Below are 22,626 nucleotides of genomic sequence, written 5' to 3'. Positions count from 1 at the left end.
CTTTTTCACGGCGGGAGTCAGGCAGCATGGCGCAGCAGTATCAACCGGGGCAACGCTGGATTAGTGACAGCGAAGCAGAGCTGGGGTTAGGCACCGTTCTGGCACAGGACGGCCGCTTGTTGACCGTGCTCTATCCGGCCACTGGCGACACGCGCCAGTACGCGCTACGGAATGCGCCCCTCACCCGCGTGCGGTTCTCGCCGGGTGACACCATTACCCATTTCGAAGGCTGGAAAATGACCGTACAGGAAGTCGACGACGTCGACGGCCTGCTGGTGTACCACGGCCTCAATGGGCAGAACGAGCAGGTCACCCTGCCGGAAACCCAACTCTCCAACTTCATCCAGTTCCGCCTGGCCAGCGACCGCCTGTTCGCCGGGCAGATCGACCCGTTGGCCTGGTTCTCCCTGCGCTACCACACCCTGGAACACACCAGCCGCCAATTGCAGTCCTCGCTGTGGGGCCTGGGTGGCGTGCGTGCGCAACCCATCGCTCACCAACTGCACATTGCCCGTGAAGTCGCTGACCGTATCGCGCCACGGGTATTGCTGGCCGACGAAGTGGGCCTGGGCAAGACCATCGAAGCCGGCCTGGTGATCCATCGCCAGCTGCTGTCGGGCCGCGCCAACCGCGTGCTGATCCTGGTGCCGGAAAACCTGCAGCACCAGTGGCTGGTGGAAATGCGCCGCCGCTTCAACCTGCAAGTGGCCTTGTTCGACGAAGAACGCTTCATCGAAAGCGATGCGACCAACCCATTCGAAGACACCCAGCTCGCCCTCGTGGCCCTGGAGTGGCTGGTGGACGACGAGAAGGCCCAAGACGCGCTGTTCGCCGCCGGCTGGGACCTGCTGGTAGTCGACGAAGCCCACCACCTGGTGTGGCATGAAGATAAAGTCAGCCCGGAATACGCGTTGGTCGAGCAACTGGCTGAGGTGATTCCCGGCGTCCTGTTGCTCACCGCCACCCCGGAACAACTGGGCCAGGACAGCCACTTCGCGCGCCTGCGCCTGCTGGACCCGAACCGCTTCCACGACCTGGCCGCCTTCCGCGCCGAGAGCGAGAACTATCGCCCGGTGGCCGAAGCCGTGCAGGAGCTGCTGGACAAGGGCCGCCTGTCACCGGCCGCCCACAAGACCATCCAGGGTTTCCTCGGTGACGAAGGTGAAGCCCTGCTCACCGCCGTCAACGATGGCGACACCGAAGCCAGCGCACGCCTGGTGCGCGAGCTGCTCGACCGCCACGGCACCGGCCGCGTGCTGTTCCGCAACACCCGCGCCGCGGTGCAAGGTTTCCCGGAGCGCAAGCTGCACGCCTACCCGCTGCCAAACCCCGACGAATACCTGGAACTGCCGCTGGGCGAACACGCCGAGCTGTACCCGGAAGTCAGCTTCCAGTCGCAACCGGATATCGAGGAAGAGAACCGCTGGTGGCGCTTCGACCCACGCGTGGAGTGGCTGATCGACCAGCTGAAAATGCTCAAGCGCACCAAGGTCCTGGTGATCTGCGCCCACGCCGAAACCGCCATGGACCTGGAAGACGCCCTGCGCGTGCGCTCCGGCATTCCGGCCACGGTGTTCCACGAGGGCATGAACATCCTTGAGCGTGACCGCGCGGCTGCTTACTTCGCGGATGAAGAGTTCGGCGCCCAGGTGCTGATCTGCTCCGAGATCGGCAGTGAAGGTCGCAACTTCCAGTTCTCCCACCACCTGGTGCTGTTCGACCTGCCGTCCCACCCGGACCTGCTGGAACAACGCATCGGTCGCCTGGACCGGATCGGCCAGAAGCACGTGATCGAACTGCACGTACCGTACCTGGAAACCAGCCCGCAGGAGCGTCTGTTCCAGTGGTACAACGAGGCACTCAACGCCTTCCTCAACACCTGCCCGACCGGCAACGCCCTGCAGCACCAGTTCGGCCCGCGCCTGCTGCCGCTGCTGGAAAACGCCGACGACGGCGAGTGGCAAGCCCTGATCGACGAGGCCCGTGCCGAGCGCGAGCGCCTGGAAGAAGAGCTGCACACCGGCCGCGACCGCCTGCTGGAGCTCAACTCCGGTGGCGCCGGTGAAGGCGATGCGCTGGTGGAAGACATCCTTGAGCAAGACGACCAGTTCGCCCTGCCGATCTACATGGAAACCCTGTTCGACGCCTTTGGCATCGACAGCGAAGACCACTCGGAAAACGCGCTGATCCTCAAGCCAAGCGAAAAAATGCTCGACGCCAGCTTCCCCCTGGGCGACGACGAAGGCGTGACCATCACCTACGACCGCAACCAGGCGCTGTCGCGCGAAGACATGCAGTTCATCACCTGGGAACACCCGATGGTGCAAGGCGGCATGGACCTGGTGCTGTCCGGCTCCATGGGCAACACCGCTGTGGCGCTGATCAAGAACAAGGCGCTCAAGCCGGGCACCGTGTTGCTGGAGCTGCTCTACGTGAGTGAAGTGGTTGCGCCGCGCTCGCTGCAACTGGGTCGCTACCTGCCACCGGCCGCCCTGCGCTGCCTGTTGGATACCAATGGCAACGACCTGTCGAGCCGTGTGTCATTCGTGACCCTCAACGACCAGTTGGAGAGCGTGCCGCGGGCCAGCGCCAACAAGTTCATCCAGGCCCAGCGCGACCAGCTGACGCCGCGGATCAACGCCGGTGAAGACAAGATCACCCCGCAACACGCCGAGCGCGTGGCCGAGGCCAAGCGTCGCCTGGCGGCAGACACCGACGAAGAACTGGCGCGCTTGACCGCGTTGCAAGCGGTCAACCCGACCGTGCGTGACAGCGAGCTGGTGGCGCTGCGTCACCAGCGCGAGCAAGGTTTGGCGATGCTGGATAAGGCGGCGTTGCGTCTGGAAGCGATTCGGGTGTTGGTCGCGGGTTAATCACCGCCTTACCGTGACAAATGAAGGCCCGCGCAATGCGGGCCTTTTTTATTGGCCTTCAGGGCCTCATCGCCGGCAAGCCGGCTCCTACAGGTATACGCAATCCCTTGTAGGAGCCGGCTTGCCGGCGATAGCGTCACCTCGGTTCTAAGCCGTCACCGCCGAAGCCGGCACCTCCACCCCACTCAACCCCTCCTTCATCTTCTTGGCATCGCGTACAAAACTGCGCGACGCCTGGAACAGGAACAGCATGGTCAAGAACAGCGCCACCGGGATCAGGTACATGGCGTCGTGCAGGCCCACCGCCTTGTATGCCTCGGTCATCTGATCAGCGCCCGCCGCATACATCGCCGAATGGGCAAAATGATCGGATAACCCGCCAACGACAATCGGCCCCATGCCACCGCCCAACAGGTACAACCCGGCAAAGAACAGTGCCATCGCCGTCGCCCGCAGGCGCGGTTCCACCACGTCCTGGATCGCCGTGTACACGCAGGTGTAGAAGTTATAGGCAAACAGCCAGCCCACGCTGAACAGCGCCACGAACACACCGATCTCGATGCGCCCGGCGTGCAATGCCCAAGCAGTGGTGACGGTAGAGATGATCAGGCTACACGCGGCAAACAACAGCCGGCCGTTGGCCACCCGCTGGTGGATCTTGTCGGCGATCCAACCGCCCAAGGTCAGGCCCACCAGGCCGGTGATGCCGACGATGACACCGGTGGCGACGGCCGCGTCCTGCAACGGCAGCAGGAAATAACGTTGCAGCATCGGCACCAGGAACGAGTTGCACGCATAGGTCGCGAAGTTGAAGCACAACCCGGCCAGCACCAGCCAGAGGAACGTCGGCACCGCCAGCACACGGCGGATCGGGCGGTCGACGCGCTCTTGGGAAACCTGCACGGTTTCGGCCGCGCCACGCTTGGGTTCCTTGATATAGAACATGAACACCGCGAGGATCAGCCCCGGCACGGCCGCGATAAAGAACGGCGCGCGCCAGCTGTCGAACGCCTTGACCATCGCGCCGATGGTGAAGAACGCCAGCAACAGACCCAGGGGCAGGCCGAGCATGAAAATCCCCATGGCCCGGGCGCGACGGTGGGCCGGGAACAGGTCGCCGATCAGCGAGTTGGCAGCCGGCGCATAACTGGCCTCGCCAATGCCGATGCCCATGCGCACCAGCAGGAATGTCCAGAAACTGCCGACCAAGCCGTTGACCGCCGTCAGCCCGCTCCAGGCGAACAGGCCCCAGCCCATCAGCTTGCTGCGCGAGCCGGTGTCGGCCAGGCGCCCGAGGGGCAAGCCGGCAATGGCGTAGACGATGGTGAAAGCGGTGCCGATGATGCCGAGCTGGAAGTCGCTCAGGTGCCATTCCATGCGGATGGGTTCGATGATAATCGCCGGGATGGTGCGGTCGAAGAAATTGAACAGGTTGGCGAGGAACAACAGGAACAGAATGCGCCAGGCATTCGCCGCTTGGGTCGAGTTCTGCATGGGTCCGTCTCTTTTATTGTTATGAGAGCTGCGATGCCCGATGCATCCTGCCCGGTACCTGCAACATAGTCAGGCGGGCTCCGGTTGTCTGTAATGATTCGTAAAGCTGATAGGGCATGATTTCACCCGGCAGCGCGGGACTTCGCCTACAAAAATATAAGTTCCTGCCCCCCTTCCCAACGGCCATGGCCCGGATAGAATGGCGAGCCTTCCGTATCACCCCAATCCTACTTTTCTTATCGATGACGCCCATGTCCGAAGCCAGTCCGTGTCTGAATTGCGGTGCCTGCTGTTCACACTTTCGTGTGTCTTTCTTCTGGGGTGAGTGCGCCTCGTCAGGGGGCACGGTGCCCGATGACCTGGTGGTGCAGATCAACCCCACCCGTGTGGCAATGATCGGCACCGACCAGAAGCCCGCCCGCTGCTGCAGCCTTGAAGGCGAAGTGGGCAAAAGCACCAGCTGCTCGATTTACGAGCTGCGCTCAAGCCCTTGCCGCGAATTTGATGCGTCCTGGAGCCAGGGCGAACAGAACGTCGACTGCGATGCAGCCCGCGCCGCCTTTGGCCTGGCGCCCCTGGAAGCACCCTTCGAGATGGAGCTGCCCATCAGCGCTTAGCATCAAACGCTATGGCCGGCATGCCAAAATCGTTGAGAGCAAAGTGCCATTATCCATGGCAAACCCCGTGAGGCTTCTATACTCGATGTCGTAGGTCATCGCCGTAGGCAATGACGTAATGACGCTATGACGGGACATGCTATGGAATGGCTTGGTCTGCATTTTTTTACCGACCTTCCAGACAACGGGCACTTATTACTCAATTGCAGTCATAACCCCTTTCTGGTGCTACTGGCTTACCTGGTCGCGTGTGCGGCCGGGTTCGGCACGCTGGACATGGCCGAACGTGTCGGCCATGTGGAAGACCCCACCGCTCGCCGCCACTGGCGCTGGCTGGGTGCGGGGTGCCTCGCCGGAGGTATCTGGTCGACTCACTTCATCAGCATGCTGGCCTTCCAGGCACCGATTGCCATTCATTACGAATTGCTCATCACGTTTGCCTCGCTGCTGATCGCCCTGATCGCATCGCTGTTTGCCATGCAAACCCTCAGTCACGCCCAGCTCAAGTTCCATCAATACCTGTTGGCCTCGGTATGGATGGGCCTTGGCATCGCGCTGATGCACTACGTCGGCATGTCGGCGATGCGCTCCCAGGCTCAGGTGTATTTCGAGTCGGGACTGTTCGTGGCCTCGGTCGGCATTGCGATTGGCGCGAGCCTGGCGGCGTTACTGCTGTCCAGCTACCTGCGCAACGGCTCTGGCGTGTTTCATCAGTTGCTCAAATACGCCGCCAGCCTGGTGCTGGGCGCGGGCATCCTGAGCATGCACTTCACCGGCATGGCCGCCATGCAGATGCTGGTGCCCAATGGCGCGGACCTGTCATTGCCAGTGGATAACAACCCGATTCAGCTGGGTTTGTCGGTGGCGGTCATTACGTTATTGGTGATCGGTAGCAGCATCAGCGCAGCCTTGGCGGATAAAAAATTGCAGCACAAGGAGCGCGACCTGCGCCGGGTAAATGCCCTGCTCAGTGAACTCGACCAGGCGCGAGCCTCGCTGCAACAGGTGGCGCACTTCGATGCGCTGACCAGCCTGCTCAACCGTCGCGGTTTCAATCAGATCTTCGCTGAGAAACTCGCCGAAAAAACCGCTTCACACGGCATGATGGCGGTGATCTTCCTGGATATCGACCATTTCAAGCGCATCAACGACAGCCTTGGCCACGATGCCGGTGACCAACTGCTCACCGTGCTGGCCGGGCATATCAAGGGCTCGGTGCGCAGCCATGAAGACGTGGTCGCCCGCTTTGGCGGGGATGAGTTCTGCATCCTGATCAGCATCCATCACCGCGATGAAGCGCGGCACATGGCCCAGCGCATCATGCAAAGGATGAAAGACCCGATCGAACTGGCCGGCCGGCGCATGGTAATGACCACCAGCATCGGTATCAGCCTGTTTCCCGATGACGGCCTGACCTGCGAAGAGCTGTTGAAAACTGCAGACCTGGCGCTGTATCAATCCAAGGACACCGGGCGCAACAGCCTGAACTTCTTCAGCTCCAACCTGAAAACCCGCGCCTTTCTCGAACTGCAACTGGAAGAAGAGTTGCGCGCCGCCCTGCGCACGCGCAACGAACTGGTGCTGTTCTACCAGCCGATCTTTGACATGAAGCTCGGCAAGGTGACCCGCCTGGAAGCCCTGGTGCGCTGGCAGCACCCGCAACACGGCTTGCTGGCCCCGGACCGCTTCATCGGCATCGCCGAAAGCAACGGGCTGATCGCCGAACTGGATCACTGGGTATTGCGCCAGGCCTGCCACGACTTGAGCCTGCTGTCGGATCGCGGTTACACCGAACTGACCATGGCGGTGAACTGCTCGGCCCTGAACCTGGCCCGTGACGAATTGGCCGATGAAATCGAAGACGCCCTGCGCTTCGCCGGTGTGGCCGCCAACCGCCTGGAACTGGAGGTCACCGAAAACGCGTTGATGGGCAATATCAGCAGCACCCTGGCGCTGTTGCGGCAAATTCGCTCGCTGGGCGTGTCTTTGGCCATCGACGATTTCGGCACGGGTTATTCCTCCCTGGCCTACCTCAAGCGCCTGCCCCTCAATACCTTGAAGATCGACCGCTCGTTTATCCAGGACATCCCCAAGTCCACCGCCGACATCGAAATTGTCCAGGCCATTATCGGCATGGCCCACACCCTGCACCTGCAAGTCGTCACCGAAGGCGTGGAAACCCAAGCGCAATTCGACCTGCTGCTCAAACACGGTTGCGACTACATTCAGGGGTACTTGCTGAGCCCGGCCGTGCCCGCCAGTGACATCATCGGCGTAATGCAAGGCATCCAGATGCGCAACCCGCTCTACCCTTTTAGCGTGGAGGGCAACAAGGACGTCCCCTCCCCCAAAGACCCCTCCCCCACACGGGTAGGCCCCGCCTCTATCGTCAGGCCAATTCGCTGACGCCTAAACTTTGGCATTTCGCCATCATTTGGCTAAAGAACGCCGACGAACGGCCGATTCATCAGAGTCCGGCCAGGATTTCCCGTGAAAAATCAGGGTTGAACCCGACTGTCCCGGACTAAGACGCACTGTAAAAGTCGCGAACTCTCATTCAGTGATGGCTTCTTGATTCTTTTTGGCCATCCGTCCAGGTACATGGCGCCCAATGACTTCCAACAATAACTCTGCCACCGTAATCTCCGACGTGTTGCCGACAGCTCCTGCGGAAAAACCCTCAGGTTCCAAGTCATTGAGCAGCGCCCGCCCGCTGGCCACCCAGCAATACCTGTACTTCACCGAAACCAACACCGACCGCATCCTCGATAACCTCGACGGCCTGCGCGACATGGTGTTCCCGCGCCTGCCTCACCTGGAAGGTGACAACGATCCGCGCAACGAGCAGGAATTCCCCTCGGTGTGCCTGATCGGCCTGGGCCGTTGCGGCTCCAATATCGCGCTGGACGTGGCGGAACTGGTGTACAACGCGCGCAAGTTCTACCTGAACGAGTTCAGCAACGAAGATAAGTCGCAGGACAAGGGCTACAGCCCGGCCCAGTGGATCCGCAATAACCTGCGCCTGGGCGGCGGCAAGGCCAGTAAACCGGTATTCCTGGTGGAACCGCTGGTGATGTTGGGCGACCTGGACAAGGACATCGCCGGGCGTATCCGTTTCTCGCGCAAGGGCGAAAAAAGCGGCTTTTTGCGCGACTACAGCAAAATGAAAATCATGGACCTCTCGGAAGTCCATGCCGGTGGTGCCGGTAACGCACCGATCCTCGGCCAGTACCTGGCCAAGATTATCCTGAATAAAGACACCCAGCGTTTTTCCAGCCCCGACTGGAAGATGATCCACTCGTACCTGATCGACTCCTGCGGCATCAAGGCCAACCAGTCGCGCCTGTACTTCTCGATCTTCAGCGCCGGCGGCGGTACCGGTTCGGGCATGGCCTCGGAGTTCGGTCTGGCCCAGCAGCACTCGTACATGAACAAGACGTTCGACACCAAGCCCGCCGACGAGCATGACAGCAAGAGCGGCCACGCGTTTGTGTTCGAGCCGATCTTCACCAGTGGTATCTGCGTATTGCCGAATATTTCCGATCACCGCAGTGAAATGTCCGAGGCGCTGCACATCAACGCCGGGCGACTGCTGTGCAAATACCTGTCGGAAGAATGGGATTTCTCGTACAACTTTGCCAATGAAGACAGCAGCGAAGCCAGCGTGAAGGGGCGTATCCGGCCGTGGAACGCCATGATGCTGATTTCCAACGACATCATGCGTTACGCCGAAGAAAGCGATGACGGCAACATCCAGAACATTGACGTCAATGCCATGGAAAAACACGCCAACCAGTACATCTCGCAGCAGATCTTCAACATCCTCACGGCCCAGGCCGTGACCACCGACTACGACCAGAACTACTTCAGGCGTGCGGGCATCGACATTGGCGAGACCATCCGCCTGGACGCCAACGACCTGTTCATGAGCCTGGCCGGCCCGGTCGCGATTGCCTACGCCGAGTCTGTGGTGCCGGAAACCCCGGCACCGTCCAACGACAAGTTCAAGGTGTTCGACAAAGAGCCACAGCGCCTGAACATCGATGACCTGTTCTTCCGCTCCATCGACCTGCCGCACTTCAACAAGGTCACCCAGGCTATCGAGGGCATCAGCCTGTTGCCGATCGAGTCCAAGCGCTACAAGGCGTCCCTGGAGCAATACAAGAATTCCGGCTACGACGCCGCCGCGCTGCACGACCTGCACTTCTTCAAGAACTGCTCGTCGGTGGTGTCGATCGTCTCGCTGCCCAAGGACTACAAGCTGTCCTACATGGACCTGAACCGGCTCAAGACCCACCTCAACAGCCTGTTCCCCAACACCACGCTCAAGCGTTATGCGTTAGTGATCGGTGCGTCGGCCAACCTGTCGCTGACCACGTTGATCGCTAAAAGCCCGTGCCTGTCGGATGATTTCCTGACCTTGATCGTGGCGTTCATCAAACGCTGCTTTGCGCGCAACCCGTACCGTTTCGACGACACGCTGGACAACTCGATCCTGGATTTCATCATCCACGAGGACTTCGACGAAGACCGTATCGACGAATTGCTCAACGAGTTTGAAAACCCGGCGAAGATCCTCGACACCAACTGGTATGCGATCAAGCCGATGTACGAGAAGAAGTACCGCGAGCTGATCAACGACAAAGAGAAGTTCGTGTCGATCAATGACATTCGCCTGTCACGGGATTGCGTGAAGAAGTCGATCAAGTACCTGCGCGAGATTTACCGTCACCGGATTGGCAAGACCAAGGTTATCTCGTTGAACAACCATACCGGCAAGACCGCCTAGACCGAGGCGCGCCCTTCGCAGGCAAGCCAGCTCCCACACTTGGAATGCATTTCAAATGTGGGAGCTGGGGTGCCTGCGATGACGGTCTGTATTGCAACAAAAATGTATAGCCTTGCCACACCAAGAAACAATTCCGCAGCCGTTTAGCCGCCCGCCCAACTGTTCCCGTGACGCGCACGTCACCCTCGGCTGTGACCTTTCTCTACGGCAAGATGCCATCACCGCCTCAGCGGTTACTCCGCTACACACTTAGGGCGACAAAAAAGACGCACCTTTTCAGTGCGAGCCTTTCTTACGCCGCCCTTTCCTGGATCAGAATCCACGGCGACACAACCACTGCCCAAAGGCTTGGATCGCGCTCCACCAGGTCCAATGCCCGCGTCGCAGACACTTCGCCAAGGCTCCCCGAAGCCAGCCACGCAGCGACTTTGTCACGGTTATCCTCAGCCATTCCCTCGGCCGCTTCGATCAAATCCAGGCGGGCGTCGACCCACAATAGGGCACCCTTGGCGAAGAACGGTTCAAGCTCCTTCCAGGAAATTTCGGCGGTTTCACCGAGCAGCTTGGCATAGAGGGTGCTAGGTTCTTGCGTCATGGGAATTCACCTGAGTAAAAAATCGGCGCAATCATAACGTCGTGGCTCTTGCGGAAAAACCCAGTTGCAAATGAGGCATCGATCGAAAGTGTCAGGAAAGCCAAGGATTGCCCGAAACTCTGGCATCACCCCGCCGCAATTCTGTCTTTTTCTTTCATTTAAGCGACATACCCGGCTTTTGCCCCCAGCAGCCAGCTTTTCAAGCGATCAACCGGCGCTCTACACTGTACCGGTACAGTTGCCAGGGCACTGCCGGGGGGATATCCGAGATATCTGATCCGGTTCTGCAGCTCACAAGGCCGCTAGAACTATAAAAAATACAACAGTAAGAGTGGAGCACTATGAATAAGGCTACTAAGCAGATTTCCAAACTGTTTGCCGCTATGGTCCTGGCTGGGGTTGCCGGCCATTCGTTCGCAGCCGACACCATCAAGATCGGTATCGCAGGCCCTAAAACCGGTCCTGTGACGCAATACGGCGACATGCAATTCATGGGTGCCAAGCAAGCCATCGCCGACATCAACGCCAAAGGCGGCGTAGACGGCAAGATGCTTGAAGCCAAGGAATACGACGACGCTTGCGATCCAAAACAAGCCGTTGCCGTAGCCAACAAAGTGGTCAACGACGGCGTCAAGTTCGTAGTCGGTCACCTGTGCTCCAGCTCCACTCAGCCTGCGTCGGATATCTATGAAGACGAAGGCGTCATCATGATTACCCCGGCTGCCACCAGCCCGGAAATCACTTCCCGTGGTTACAAACTGGTGTTCCGTACCATCGGTCTGGACAGCGCCCAGGGCCCTGCAGCCGGTAACTACATCGCCGACCACGTGAAGCCAAAAGTCGTTGCGGTCATTCACGACAAGCAGCAGTACGGTGAAGGCATCGCCACCGCCGTTAAACAGACCCTTGAGAAGAAAGGCGTGAAAGTTGCCCTCTTCGAAGGCATCAACGCTGGCGACAAAGACTTCGGCTCGCTCATTCAGAAGCTCAAGCAAGCCAACGTCGACTTCGTCTATTACGGCGGCTACCACCCTGAGCTGGGCCTGATCCTGCGCCAAGCCAAGGAAAAAGGCGTGAACGCCAAGTTCATGGGCCCGGAAGGCGTCGGCAACGACTCCATCTCGCAGATCGCCCAGAACGCCTCCGAAGGCCTGCTGGTGACCCTGCCGAAATCCTTCGACGCAGACCCGGCGAACAAAGCCATCGTCGATGCGCTCGTAGCAGACAAGAAAGACCCAAGCGGCCCGTTCGTGTTCCCGGCCTACTCGGCTGTTGAAGTCATCGCTGGCGGTATCGCTGCCGCGAAGAGCGAAGACACCGCCAAAGTGGCTGCTGCCATCCACGCAGGCACCTTCAAGACCCCAACCGGCGACCTGAGCTTCGACGCCAAGGGCGACCTGAAGGACTTCAAGTTCGTGGTCTACGAATGGCACTTCGGTAAACCAAAAACCGAAGTTTCCCCTCAGTAAGCCAGGCGTTACTGGTCCAACAAGCCCACTGTGAGAGCAGTGGGCTTTGTTTTACGAGGTTTATGGGCCTGACACCCGCGATCCGGGCGCTGGCTCACCTGAAAATCTTAAAACCGTCACCAGCGGTTCGCTGGCAAACGCTTTGTGCAAATGTGCTCATAGAACACAGCGCAGGGCCGGAACATGACTCCACCAGTGAAATGCGTATCGGGTTTTTAGGAGCGCTGTAATGCCTGAGATCTATCATTTTTTCCAAACGCTGGTTAACGGGATGACCGTTGGCAGCACCTATGCCTTGATAGCCATTGGCTACACAATGGTTTACGGCATCATTGGAATGATTAACTTCGCCCATGGCGAGGTGTACATGATTGGCTCCTACGTGGCCTTCATCGCCCTTGCCGGGCTGGCCATGCTGGGTATCCACTCCCTGCCGCTGTTGATGACCGCTGCGTTCCTGGCGTCGATCATCGTGACCAGTGCCTATGGCTACAGTATCGAGCGCGTTGCCTACCGTCCCTTGCGTGGCAGCAACCGTTTGATCCCGCTGATTTCCGCCATCGGCATGTCGATTTTCCTGCAGAACACTGTATTGCTGTCCCAGGACTCCAAGGACAAGTCCATTCCCAACCTGATCCCGGGGAGCTTCTCCTTCGGCCCAGGTGGCGCACAAGAAGTGCTGATTTCGTACATGCAGGTCCTCGTTTTCGTCGTCACCCTGGTGGCGATGCTGGGCCTGACCCTGTTCATCTCCCGCTCCCGTCTGGGGCGCGCCTGCCGGGCCTGCGCCGAAGACATCAAGATGGCCAACCTGTTGGGCATCAACACCAACAACATCATCGCCCTGACCTTCGTGATCGGTGCTGCGCTGGCCGCCGTAGCGGCGGTGCTGCTGAGCATGCAGTACGGCGTGATCAACCCCAACGCCGGCTTCCTGGTAGGTCTCAAGGCCTTTACCGCAGCGGTATTGGGCGGCATCGGCAGTATCCCGGGCGCGATGCTCGGTGGCCTGGTGCTGGGTGTGGCCGAAGCGTTCGGCGCCGATATTTTCGGCGACCAGTACAAGGACGTCGTGGCGTTCGGCCTGTTGGTTCTGGTGCTGTTGTTCCGTCCGACCGGCATTTTGGGCCGTCCGGAGGTTGAGAAAGTATGAGCAGATATCTTAAATCGGCGTTTTTCAGCGCCTTGCTGGTATGGGCCGTGGCCTTCCCGGTACTCGGCCTCAAGCTGAGCATTGTCGGCATCAACCTGGAAGTGCATGGCACCGGTCCCGTGACCCTGACCGTCATCGCCCTGTGTTCGGTGCTGATGTTCCTGCGCGTGTTGTTCAGCGATCAGTTCAATGCCTTGCTCAAGAGCAACCGTGGCCCGTTGGTATCGCCCAAGGTCAGCCAATTTCTGACCCTGCCGCGTACCCAGCGCTACATCATCATCGCGTTGATCATCGCCGCGTTGATCTGGCCGTTCTTCGGTTCGCGCGGTGCGGTCGATATCGCCACCCTGATCCTGATCTACGTGTTGCTGGGCCTGGGCCTGAACATCGTGGTAGGCCTGGCTGGCCTATTGGACTTGGGTTATGTGGGCTTCTACGCCGTGGGTGCCTACACCTACGCGTTGCTGTCGCACTACCTGGGCTGGAGCTTCTGGATCTGCCTGCCGCTGGCCGGCATGGCGGCGGCCACGTTCGGCTTCCTGCTGGGCTTCCCGGTACTGCGCCTGCGCGGTGACTACCTGGCGATCGTGACCCTGGGCTTCGGTGAAATCATCCGACTGTTCCTGCGTAACCTCACCGATATCACCGGCGGCCCCAACGGTATCAGCAGCATCCCCAAGCCAACGTTCTTCGGGCTGTCGTTCGACCGCAGCGCTGCCGAGGGCATGCAGACTTTCCACGAGTACTTCGGGATCGACTACAACCCGGTGAGCAAAGTGGTGTTCCTGTACCTGGTGGCGCTGTTGCTGGCGCTGGCGGCCCTGTTCGTGATCAACCGCCTGCTGCGCATGCCGATCGGCCGTGCGTGGGAAGCGCTGCGCGAAGATGAAATCGCCTGCCGTGCCCTGGGCCTGAACCCGACCATCATCAAGCTCTCCGCGTTCACCCTGGGCGCCGCGTTCGCCGGTTTCGCCGGCAGCTTCTTCGCGGCTCGCCAAGGCCTGGTAACGCCAGAGTCGTTCACCTTCATCGAGTCGGCGATCATCCTCGCCATCGTGGTACTGGGTGGCATGGGCTCGCAGCTGGGTGTGATCCTGGCGGCCATCGTGATGATCCTGCTGCCGGAAATGATGCGTGAGTTCAGCGAATACCGCATGTTGATGTTCGGCGCCATGATGGTGCTGATGATGATCTGGCGCCCTCAAGGCCTGCTGCCCATGCAACGTCCACACATGGAGCTGCGCAAATGAGCCGCGAGATCCTGAAAGTCGAAAACTTGAGCATGCGCTTCGGCGGCTTGCTGGCGGTCAATGGCGTGGCCCTGACCGTGAAAGAGAAACAAGTGGTTGCCCTGATCGGCCCTAACGGCGCCGGCAAGACCACGGTGTTCAACTGCCTCACCGGGTTCTACAAGCCGAGCGGTGGCAGCATCCTGCTGGACGGCCAGCCGATCCAGGGCCTGGCCGGTCACGAGATCGCCCGCAAGGGCGTCGTGCGGACCTTCCAGAACGTGCGGCTGTTCAAGGACATGACGGCGGTCGAGAACCTGCTGATCGCCCAGCACCGTCACCTGAACACCAACTTCTTTGCCGGCCTGTTCAAGACCCCGTCGTTCCGCAAAAGCGAGCGCGAGGCCATGGAATATGCAGCGTACTGGCTCGACAAGGTCAACCTGACCGAGTTCGCCAACCGCCCTGCTGGCACCCTGGCCTACGGTCAGCAACGTCGCCTGGAAATCGCCCGCTGCATGATGACCCGCCCGCGGATCCTCATGCTCGACGAACCGGCTGCCGGCCTGAACCCCAAGGAAACCGAAGACCTCAAGGCGCTGATCAGCGTGTTGCGTGAGGAAAACAACGCCACGGTGTTGTTGATCGAACACGACATGAAACTGGTCATGAGCATTTCCGACCACATCGTGGTGATCAACCAGGGCACGCCGCTCGCCGACGGGACCCCGGAGCAGATCCGCGACAATCCTGAAGTGATCAAAGCCTATTTGGGGGAAGCGTAAAATGCTGCAATTCGAAAACGTTTCCACTTTCTACGGCAAGATCCAAGCCTTGCACAGCGTCAACGTGGAAGTGCGCCAGGGTGAGATCGTCACGCTGATCGGTGCCAACGGTGCCGGCAAATCGACCTTGCTGATGACCCTGTGCGGTTCACCCCAGGCTCACAGTGGCAGCATCCGCTACATGGGTGAAGAACTGGTCGGCAAGCATTCCGCTGAAATCATGCGCAAGAGCATTGCCGTGGTGCCCGAAGGCCGCCGCGTGTTCTCGCGCCTGACCGTGGAAGAGAACCTGGCCATGGGCGGGTTCTTCACCGACAAGGGCGACTACCAGGAGCAGATGGACAAGGTGCTGCACCTGTTCCCTCGGCTCAAGGAGCGCTTCAGCCAACGTGGCGGCACCATGTCCGGCGGCGAACAGCAAATGCTCGCCATCGGCCGGGCGCTGATGAGCAAACCCAAGCTGCTGCTGCTGGACGAGCCGTCCCTGGGCCTGGCACCGATCATCATCCAGCAGATCTTCGACATCATCGAACAGCTGCGCAAAGACGGTGTAACGGTGTTCTTGGTGGAGCAGAACGCCAACCAGGCGCTGAAAATCGCTGACCGTGCCTATGTGCTGGAAAACGGCCGGGTGGTAATGCAGGGCACGGGTGAGCAGTTGCTGACCGATCCGAAAGTGCGCGAGGCGTACCTCGGGGGCTAAATAGCCGGTAGCGGTATGAACCGGATCTAAAATGTGGGAGCGGGCTTGTGTGGGAGCTGGCTTGCCTGCGATGGCATCACTGCGGTGTGACTGACACACCGAGGTGACTGCATCGCGGGCAAGCCCGGCTCTCACACACGCCCGCTCCCACTTTTTTTGTGTGCCCCAGAATTTTTTAAATTATTTTCAATGAGTGTGTAACGAAACCCAGCCTGCTGCCTCTAGTGGAGTAAGCAGGCAAACAAGCCTGATACCTCAACCCACTGCTGGAGATACACCATGACCACCAAACTGTCCGCCGCTACCCTCGTCCTGGCCCTGGGTTCCGCCCTGAGCCTGTCCGCCCTGACCACCACCGCCCACGCCGCCGACGACATGCAGAAGTGCTTCGGCGTCGCTGAAGCCGGCAAGAACGATTGCGCCGCTGGCGCTGGCACTTCCTGCGCCGGCACCTCGAAAGTCAAAGACCAGGCCAATGCCTGGAAACTGGTCCCGGCCGGCACCTGCGCCAAGACGCCAAGCTCCACCTCGCCGACCGGTTTCGGCCAGGAAGCCGCCTTCACTGCCAAGTCCTGATTCAACTTGCAACCTGAGTACTGATGATGACGCTTTCACCCCAACACACCGTCTCACCGGCTCAGGTGCCCGGCCTCCCCTACAGGGCCGGGCTGGGGCTGAAGAACGAGCACTTCAGCGAAGTGCTCGAGACCTCACCCGACATCGGTTTTTTTGAAGTGCACGCCGAAAACTACATGGTGGCCGGCGGCCCGTTCCATCACTACCTGGGGCTGATTCGCGAGCAGTACCCTCTGTCGCTGCACGGCGTGGGGCTGTCCATCGGCGGTGAAGGCCCGTTGAACCGTGAGCACCTGGGGCGGCTGGCCACGTTGATCGAGCGCTATCAACCCCACTCTTTTTCCGAACACCTGGCCTGGTCCAGCCATGGCCCGGTGTTTCTCAATGACTTGCTGCCCCTGGCGTATGACGCGTCGACCCTGAACCGGGTGTGCGAACACATCGACCAGGTGCAAAGCACCCTCAAGCGGCCAATGCTGCTGGAGAATCCGTCGACTTACCTGCAGTTCGAGCGCTCGACCCTGGATGAGACTGACTTCATCAGCGAGATCATCCGTCGCACCGGCTGCGGCCTGTTGCTGGACGTCAATAACGTCTACGTGTCGTGCATCAACCATCAGCGCGATCCGCTGGCCTACATCAATGCGTTGCCTTTGCACGCTGTGGGTGAGATTCATCTGGCAGGCTTTGCCGAAGATACCGACAGCCTGGGCGACCGACTGTTGATTGATGACCATGGCGCGCCCATCGACAACGCCGTATGGCAGCTGTACGAGCAGGTACTGGCACGGACCGGCCCGGTGGCCACGTTAATCGAAAGGGACAACCAGGTGCCGGCGTTCAGCGTGCTGCTGGCTGAAGCCCAACACGCCGAATGGCACCTGGCGCAGGTGAACCCATGAGCCTGCATGAAGCGTTTGCCAATGCGTTGATATCGCCTGACCTGCCCTGCCCCGACGGCCTGTTCAGCAGCAACGGCGCCGACCCGGCCAGCCGTTTTGCGGTGTATCGCAACAACGTTCACAGCTCGTTGATCAATGCACTGGTAACGGCCTACCCCGTGACCTTTCAATTGGTCGGCGAGGCGTTTTTCCGCGCGATGGCCGGCCTGTTTGTACAGGCATGCCCGCCCACCCAACCGCTGATCAGTGAGTATGGCAGCGCCTTCCCGGCGTTCATCCAGGACTTTGAACCCGCCGCCAGCGTGCCCTACCTGGCTGACGTGGCGAGGCTTGAGCGCCTGCGGGTGCGTGCTTATCACGCGGCCGATACACCATCGCTGGATCAGCAGGCCGTGCTTCAAGCCCTGCAAGGTCAAACCGACCTGGGAAAACTGCGCCTGCAACTGCATCCGTCCCTGGCCACCTTGAATTCTGCCTATGCGGTCGTGGCGGTGTGGGCTGCCCACCAGACCGAGGGTGCCATGGCCACGCTGAACCCCTGGCACGCTCAAGGAGCGCTGGTGCTACGCCAGGGCCTGGCGGTCAAGGTGTTCACGATTGACGCGGGTTCGGTCGCGTTTATCGACAGCCTCAGCCACGGCACCGAATTGGAAATGGCCGTGACACACGCCTTGGAAGCCTCGGCCGAATTCGACCTGCACCAGTGCCTCACGGTGCTGATCAGCCACGACGCCATCACTCATTTGCACCTGGAAGAAAAGGTATCGCCATGAACGCATCCCCAACGTGCCTGATCAAACGGGCCATCGCATTGTTTGAAAAAATCCCCTACAGCCTGATCGCCTTTCTCGCACGCTTTTCGATTGCGGCGGTGTTCTGGAAGTCCGGGCAGACCAAAGTTGAAGGCTTTGCCATCGATCTGATCAGCGGCACCTTCCAACTCGGAGAACCGCGGCTGGCCGCGTCGACACTGCCGCTGTTTCGCAGCGAATACCATGTGCCGTTGCTGTCGCCAGAATTGGCCGCGCACATGGCGGCGTTTGCCGAGCACTTTTTCCCGGTGCTTATCCTGGTGGGCTTTGCCACCCGCTTCTCAGCCTTGGCGCTGATCGGCATGACCCTGACCATTCAGTTGTTCGTGTACCCGGACGCCTACCCGACCCACGGCACTTGGATCGCCTTATTGTTGCTGCTGGTTGCCAAGGGCCCGGGCTGCCTGTCCATCGATCAGCTGATCGCACGTCGCTACCGTTAAAGACGGTCGAGGGCCTCGCCGCTGCGCTTGAACCAGTCCACCAGGTAATCGGCCAGGACCTGGGTGCGGCGCGGCAGCCCTCCCTGGTAGGGGTGAACGAGGTACATCGGCAGGCTCCGCGTCTGATAGTCGCGCAGGAGCCAGCGCAGTCGACCGTCAGCCAGTTCGGCAGGTAATACGTAGGACGGCAGGCGCGCAATACCCGCCCCCACCAGTGCAGCTTTCTTCAACAAGTTGTAGTGGTTGGACGCGAATGTTCCGCTGACCCGCACCCGTAGCAGTTCATGTTGCTGGTGATACAGCCATTCTTCACGCCCGCTGTAATGGCTGTTGAGCAGGCAGGTGTGGGCGGCCAGGTCCGCCGGGGTCTGCGGCTCGCCATGCTGTTCCAGGTAGGCCGGGCTGGCGCAGGTCATCTCATGCCAGGCCAGCAGCGGCTTGGCCACCAGTCGCTCGTTTTCAATCGCCCCCGAACGTACCCCCAGATCGAACCCGTCCCGCGCCAGGTCGCGATAGCTGTTGTTCAACTCCAGTTCGATCTGCACCTGGGGATAGCGCTTGGTGAACTCCAGCAACAAGCCATCAAAGAAGGTTTCGCCCAATGACACCGGAACCGTCATACGCACCGGCCCGGCCAAATCGTCCTTGAGCCGCGCCAATGCCTGACGGGCGCGGTCCACTTGGACGACGAGCGCCTGGGCCTGGGGCAACAAGGCCGCACCGGCGGCGGTGAGGCTGAGCTTGCGGGTGGTGCGGTGCAGCAACACCACGGAATACTGTGCTTCCAATTGGCTTATGCGCTTGGACAACTGGCCCTTGCTGCACCCCAGTTGCTCGGCCGCCACGGTGAAACTGCCGGCCTCGATCAGAACGGCAAAGGCAGCCAGGTCATCCATTTCGCTCATCGATTGTTTCCATTTGAAAACCAAAGGTTGCCTATTAGCACGTTTATCCACCCAAAAAGCCACACTAGACTGAACCTTCACTTACCCCCTGGAGGAACAGCACGATGAAAATCCTATTGATTGGTGCCAGCGGCACGGTTGGTTCAGCGGTCAAGGCAGAGCTGGCGCAGCGTCACGAAGTGATCAGCGTCGGCCGCAGCAGCGGCGACTTCCAGGTGGATATCAGCGACAGCAACTCAATCCGCAAACTGTTCGAACAGACCGGCAAGTTCGACGCGCTGGTCTGCGCAGCGGGCAGCGTCAACTTCGTGCCACTGGCTGACATGAGCGAAACTGACTTTGAACTGGGCCTGCGCGACAAGCTGATGGGCCAGGTCAATCTGCTGTTGATCGGCCGCGAGTACGCCAACGATGGCGCGTCTTTTACCTTCACCAGCGGTATCTTGAACCGTGACCCGATTCGTACCGGCGCCTCGGCAGCACTGGTCAATGGCGCACTGGATGCCTTCGTCAAAGCAGCGGCGATCGAATTGCCGCGCGGCCTGCGTATCAACTCGGTGAGCCCGACGGTCCTGCTGGAAGCCATGGACAGCTATGCGCCGTACTTCCGCGGGTTCAAACCGGCGACAGGTGCCGATGTGGCGCTGGCCTACGCTAAAAGTGTCGAAGGCTTGCAAACCGGCCAGACCTTTATTGTCGGTTGACCTTTTGCGACTGTAAGAAACGCCTGAAGCTGGGCGGCGGGCTTGTGATGCAGCGCCAGCCTGCGTAACGTGGCGGCACTTGTTTGGAGACCGATCAATGCGTGCCGTCCGTACCCTCGCCCTGTTTGCCCTGCTGCCCTTGTTCACCGCTTGCCAGATGTTCGAGAGCGAGCCGACTAAACCCTCTACCGCCGGAATGACCCGCATGCAGGGTGAACTGACAGCGGTCGGCGGCAAGCTGCTGTTCCAGCCGTGCGGCGACCAGCGTAACTACGTCGTCAACGATACGGGCGGCACTAGCGTGCTGCAGGAAGCCGCGTCCCTGGCCGGCCAGCAAGGCGCACTGTTCGCCGACCTGCGCGGCAAGTTCTCTGGCGTGGCGGCCGGCACCCAGGGCTCGGTGGAGCTGCAACAGCTCTACCGCGTCGAGCGCTCGACCTCGGCCTGCAACGACCCGGACTTCAAGCGCATGATCCTGCGGGCCAACGGCCATAAACCGGCCTGGGCGATGAACGTCACGGCCAAGGGCATGGTGCTCGAACGCGAAGGCCAACCACCGTTGGCGGTGCCCTACGTGGAAGAGCAGATCGGCGACGGCCGCTTCAACCTGATGACCGAAGCCAACAACCAGCACGTCGAGCTGTGGGTGGCCCCGCAGCGTTGCGTCGACCCGGTCAGCGGCAGCCTGCAGCACATGACCGCCGAATTGCGCGTGAACGGCCAGGTGCAGCGCGGTTGCGCGGCGTTCGGCGGCTCCCGCGACGACTGATTCGGCCCGGCGCTGTTTTAACCTGACCGAAATCCGCCATTGGGGCTTATAATCGCCGGTTTGCAAAACAGCCGGCCTCTTTGCCCGCCGCCTACCCGGACCCTGTCATGTTACGAATCACCGAACTCAAGCTGCCCATCGACCATCCCGAAGAAGACCTGCGCCCTGCCATCGTGCAGCGCTTGGGCATCGCCAGTGATGACCTGCTCGATTTCACCCTGTTCAAACGCAGCTACGACGCCCGCAAGAAGTCCTCGGAGTTGTGCTTCATCTACACCATCGATTTGAACGTGAAGGGCGAAGCCGCCCTGCTGCTCAAGTTCGCTGATGACCGCAACGTCAACCCGGCGCCGGATGTCAGCTACAAAGTGGTAGGCCAGGCGCCGGAAGGCCTGGCAGAGCGTCCAATCGTGGTGGGCTTTGGCCCATGCGGGATTTTCGCTGGGCTGTTGCTGGCCCAGATGGGCTTCAAGCCGATCATCCTCGAGCGCGGCAAGGAAGTGCGCCAGCGCACCAAGGACACCTGGGGCCTGTGGCGCAAAAGCGTGCTCAACCCCGAGTCCAACGTGCAGTTCGGTGAAGGCGGTGCCGGGACCTTCTCCGACGGCAAGCTCTACAGCCAGATCAAGGACCCGAAATTCCACGGTCGCAAAGTGCTGCACGAGTTCGTCAAGGCCGGCGCACCGGAAGAGATCCTCTACGTCAGCAAACCGCACATCGGTACCTTCCGCCTGACGGGCGTGGTGGAAAACATGCGCGAGCAGATCATCGCCCTGGGCGGTGAAGTGCGTTTTGAGCAGCGTGTGACCGATGTGCTGATCGACGACGGCCAACTGAACGGCGTTGTAGTGGATGGCGGCGAGCAGATCCTCTCCAAACACGTGATCCTGGCCCTGGGCCACAGTGCCCGCGACACCTTCCGCATGCTCCACGGCCGCGGTGTGTACATGGAGGCCAAGCCGTTCTCGGTGGGCTTCCGTATCGAACACCCGCAATCGTTGATCGACGCCGCGCGCCTGGGCAAGTACGCCGGGCACCCGAAACTCGGCGCGGCCGACTACAAACTGGTGCACCACGCCAAGAACGGTCGTTCGGTCTACAGCTTCTGCATGTGCCCGGGCGGTACCGTGGTGGCAGCCACTTCCGAGCCGAACCGCGTCGTCACCAACGGCATGAGCCAATACTCGCGTAACGAGCGCAATGCCAACTCGGGCATCGTGGTGGGCATCACCCCTGAGGTGGACTACCCGGGCGGCCCGCTGGCCGGTATCGAGTTGCAGGAGCGCCTGGAGTCCCACGCCTACATCCTTGGCGGCAGCAACTACGAGGCACCGGCACAGTTGGTGGGTGACTTCATCGCCGGCAAGCCGTCCACGGCCCTCGGCAGTGTGGAACCTTCCTACAAGCCAGGGGTGTCCCTGGGTGACTTGGCGCTCGCGCTGCCGGACTTTGCCATCGAAGCCATTCGTGAAGCGTTGCCGGCGTTCGAGAAACAGATCAAGGGCTATTCGCTGCACGACGCGGTATTGACCGGGATCGAGACGCGCACGTCGTCGCCGCTGCGGATTACCCGTAACGAATCGATGCAGAGCCTGAACGTCAAAGGGCTGTTCCCAGCCGGTGAAGGTGCCGGTTATGCCGGTGGGATCCTGTCGGCAGGTGTGGACGGCATCCGTATTGCCGAAGCCTTGGCCCGGGATATGTTGGGCCTGGAGGCCTGACCCATCACTTTGTAGGAGCCCGGCTTGCCGGCGATGGCGGTCTTGAAATCAACGTTGAATTCAAGGGCCTCATCGCCGGCAAGCCGG

General features: G+C 60.5%; 19 protein-coding genes. 16 read left to right on the top strand and 3 right to left on the bottom strand.

The genetic code is table 11. From position 1 onward, the window contains the following. Window positions 1-26 precede the first annotated feature (26 nt). Window positions 27-2,873: an RNA polymerase-associated protein RapA gene (rapA, locus tag AC07OV_RS20200; protein WP_494997622.1), complete on the top strand. Its 2,847-nt coding sequence runs from the start codon at window positions 27-29 to the stop codon at window positions 2,871-2,873. Window positions 2,874-3,020: 147 nt separating this feature from the next. Here the strand turns inward: rapA and AC07OV_RS20195 are convergent, their stop codons facing one another. Further along, entirely contained in the window at window positions 3,021-4,367 is a 1,347-nt protein-coding gene (locus AC07OV_RS20195; protein ID WP_495092846.1) for a spinster family MFS transporter, read from the bottom strand. Window positions 4,368-4,618: 251 nt separating this feature from the next. Between AC07OV_RS20195 and AC07OV_RS20190 the strand changes: the two genes are divergently transcribed. The 3 genes from AC07OV_RS20190 (at window position 4,619) to AC07OV_RS20180 (ending at window position 9,773) form a co-directional block, all read left to right on the top strand. Next, window positions 4,619-4,984 carry a YkgJ family cysteine cluster protein gene (locus AC07OV_RS20190; RefSeq protein WP_176994757.1) on the top strand — a complete coding sequence of 122 codons (366 nt, stop codon included), beginning with the start codon at window positions 4,619-4,621 and terminating at the stop codon, window positions 4,982-4,984. Window positions 4,985-5,125: 141 nt separating this feature from the next. Beyond that, window positions 5,126-7,390: a putative bifunctional diguanylate cyclase/phosphodiesterase gene (locus AC07OV_RS20185; protein WP_495092845.1), complete on the top strand. Its 2,265-nt coding sequence runs from the start codon at window positions 5,126-5,128 to the stop codon at window positions 7,388-7,390. A 205-nt stretch (window positions 7,391-7,595) separates the two neighbouring features. Continuing rightward, entirely contained in the window at window positions 7,596-9,773 is a 2,178-nt protein-coding gene (locus AC07OV_RS20180; RefSeq protein ID WP_494997620.1) for a hypothetical protein, read from the top strand. Between the two features lie 292 nt (window positions 9,774-10,065). On the opposite strand, the gene AC07OV_RS20175 is transcribed toward AC07OV_RS20180, so the two are convergent. Continuing rightward, the gene (locus AC07OV_RS20175; RefSeq protein WP_495092844.1) at window positions 10,066-10,368 is read right to left on the bottom strand and encodes a DUF2288 domain-containing protein; all 303 of its coding nucleotides are present in this window, start codon (window positions 10,366-10,368) and stop codon (window positions 10,066-10,068) included. Between the two features lie 341 nt (window positions 10,369-10,709). On the opposite strand from AC07OV_RS20175, the gene AC07OV_RS20170 reads away from it, so the two are divergent. From AC07OV_RS20170 to AC07OV_RS20130, 9 genes are all read left to right on the top strand, one after another. Next, window positions 10,710-11,837 carry a branched-chain amino acid ABC transporter substrate-binding protein gene (locus tag AC07OV_RS20170; protein WP_176994754.1) on the top strand — a complete coding sequence of 376 codons (1,128 nt, stop codon included), beginning with the start codon at window positions 10,710-10,712 and terminating at the stop codon, window positions 11,835-11,837. Between the two features lie 229 nt (window positions 11,838-12,066). Beyond that, window positions 12,067-12,990, top strand: a complete 924-nt coding sequence (livH, locus tag AC07OV_RS20165; protein ID WP_176994753.1) for a high-affinity branched-chain amino acid ABC transporter permease LivH — start codon at window positions 12,067-12,069, stop codon at window positions 12,988-12,990. Beyond that, window positions 12,987-14,240 carry a high-affinity branched-chain amino acid ABC transporter permease LivM gene (locus AC07OV_RS20160; RefSeq protein WP_058425230.1) on the top strand — a complete coding sequence of 418 codons (1,254 nt, stop codon included), beginning with the start codon at window positions 12,987-12,989 and terminating at the stop codon, window positions 14,238-14,240. Before livH ends, AC07OV_RS20160 begins: the two co-directional genes overlap by 4 nt. Next, window positions 14,237-15,004 (top strand): high-affinity branched-chain amino acid ABC transporter ATP-binding protein LivG, encoded by a 768-nt coding sequence (livG, locus tag AC07OV_RS20155; RefSeq protein ID WP_078741162.1) that lies wholly within the window; start codon window positions 14,237-14,239, stop codon window positions 15,002-15,004. The genes AC07OV_RS20160 and livG overlap by 4 nt, the downstream gene beginning before the upstream one ends. A 1-nt stretch (window position 15,005) precedes the next feature. Then, complete coding sequence (locus AC07OV_RS20150; protein WP_065932826.1) at window positions 15,006-15,707, top strand: ABC transporter ATP-binding protein; 702 nt, start codon at window positions 15,006-15,008, stop codon at window positions 15,705-15,707. Between the two features lie 279 nt (window positions 15,708-15,986). Then, complete coding sequence (locus tag AC07OV_RS20145; RefSeq protein ID WP_116628314.1) at window positions 15,987-16,283, top strand: BufA1 family periplasmic bufferin-type metallophore; 297 nt, start codon at window positions 15,987-15,989, stop codon at window positions 16,281-16,283. Between the two features lie 23 nt (window positions 16,284-16,306). Further along, the gene (gene bufB, locus AC07OV_RS20140; protein ID WP_176994751.1) at window positions 16,307-17,185 is read left to right on the top strand and encodes an MNIO family bufferin maturase; all 879 of its coding nucleotides are present in this window, start codon (window positions 16,307-16,309) and stop codon (window positions 17,183-17,185) included. After that, entirely contained in the window at window positions 17,182-17,958 is a 777-nt protein-coding gene (locus AC07OV_RS20135; RefSeq protein WP_176994750.1) for an HvfC/BufC N-terminal domain-containing protein, read from the top strand. The genes bufB and AC07OV_RS20135 overlap by 4 nt, the downstream gene beginning before the upstream one ends. Further along, window positions 17,955-18,440, top strand: coding sequence for a DoxX family protein (locus tag AC07OV_RS20130; protein ID WP_495092843.1), 486 nt, complete (start codon window positions 17,955-17,957; stop codon window positions 18,438-18,440). Before AC07OV_RS20135 ends, AC07OV_RS20130 begins: the two co-directional genes overlap by 4 nt. On the opposite strand, the gene AC07OV_RS20125 is transcribed toward AC07OV_RS20130, so the two are convergent. After that, on the bottom strand, window positions 18,437-19,345 hold the full coding sequence (locus AC07OV_RS20125) for a LysR family transcriptional regulator (RefSeq protein WP_495092842.1): 909 nt from the start codon (window positions 19,343-19,345) through the stop codon (window positions 18,437-18,439). The genes AC07OV_RS20130 and AC07OV_RS20125 overlap by 4 nt on opposite strands. A gap of 104 nt (window positions 19,346-19,449) precedes the next feature. On the opposite strand from AC07OV_RS20125, the gene AC07OV_RS20120 reads away from it, so the two are divergent. From AC07OV_RS20120 to AC07OV_RS20110, 3 genes are all read left to right on the top strand, one after another. Then, entirely contained in the window at window positions 19,450-20,049 is a 600-nt protein-coding gene (locus tag AC07OV_RS20120) for a short chain dehydrogenase (RefSeq protein ID WP_495092841.1), read from the top strand. A 97-nt stretch (window positions 20,050-20,146) separates the two neighbouring features. Next, complete coding sequence (locus AC07OV_RS20115; RefSeq protein WP_495092840.1) at window positions 20,147-20,818, top strand: COG3650 family protein; 672 nt, start codon at window positions 20,147-20,149, stop codon at window positions 20,816-20,818. A gap of 107 nt (window positions 20,819-20,925) precedes the next feature. Next, on the top strand, window positions 20,926-22,539 hold the full coding sequence (locus tag AC07OV_RS20110) for an NAD(P)/FAD-dependent oxidoreductase (RefSeq protein WP_495092839.1): 1,614 nt from the start codon (window positions 20,926-20,928) through the stop codon (window positions 22,537-22,539). Window positions 22,540-22,626: the final 87 nt, after the last annotated feature.

The sequence above is a fragment of the Pseudomonas sp. GW821-FHT09A09 genome (assembly GCF_059418405.1).
Note: the sequence above shows the minus strand (reverse complement) of the source record. Positions and strands in the feature narration are given on the sequence as shown.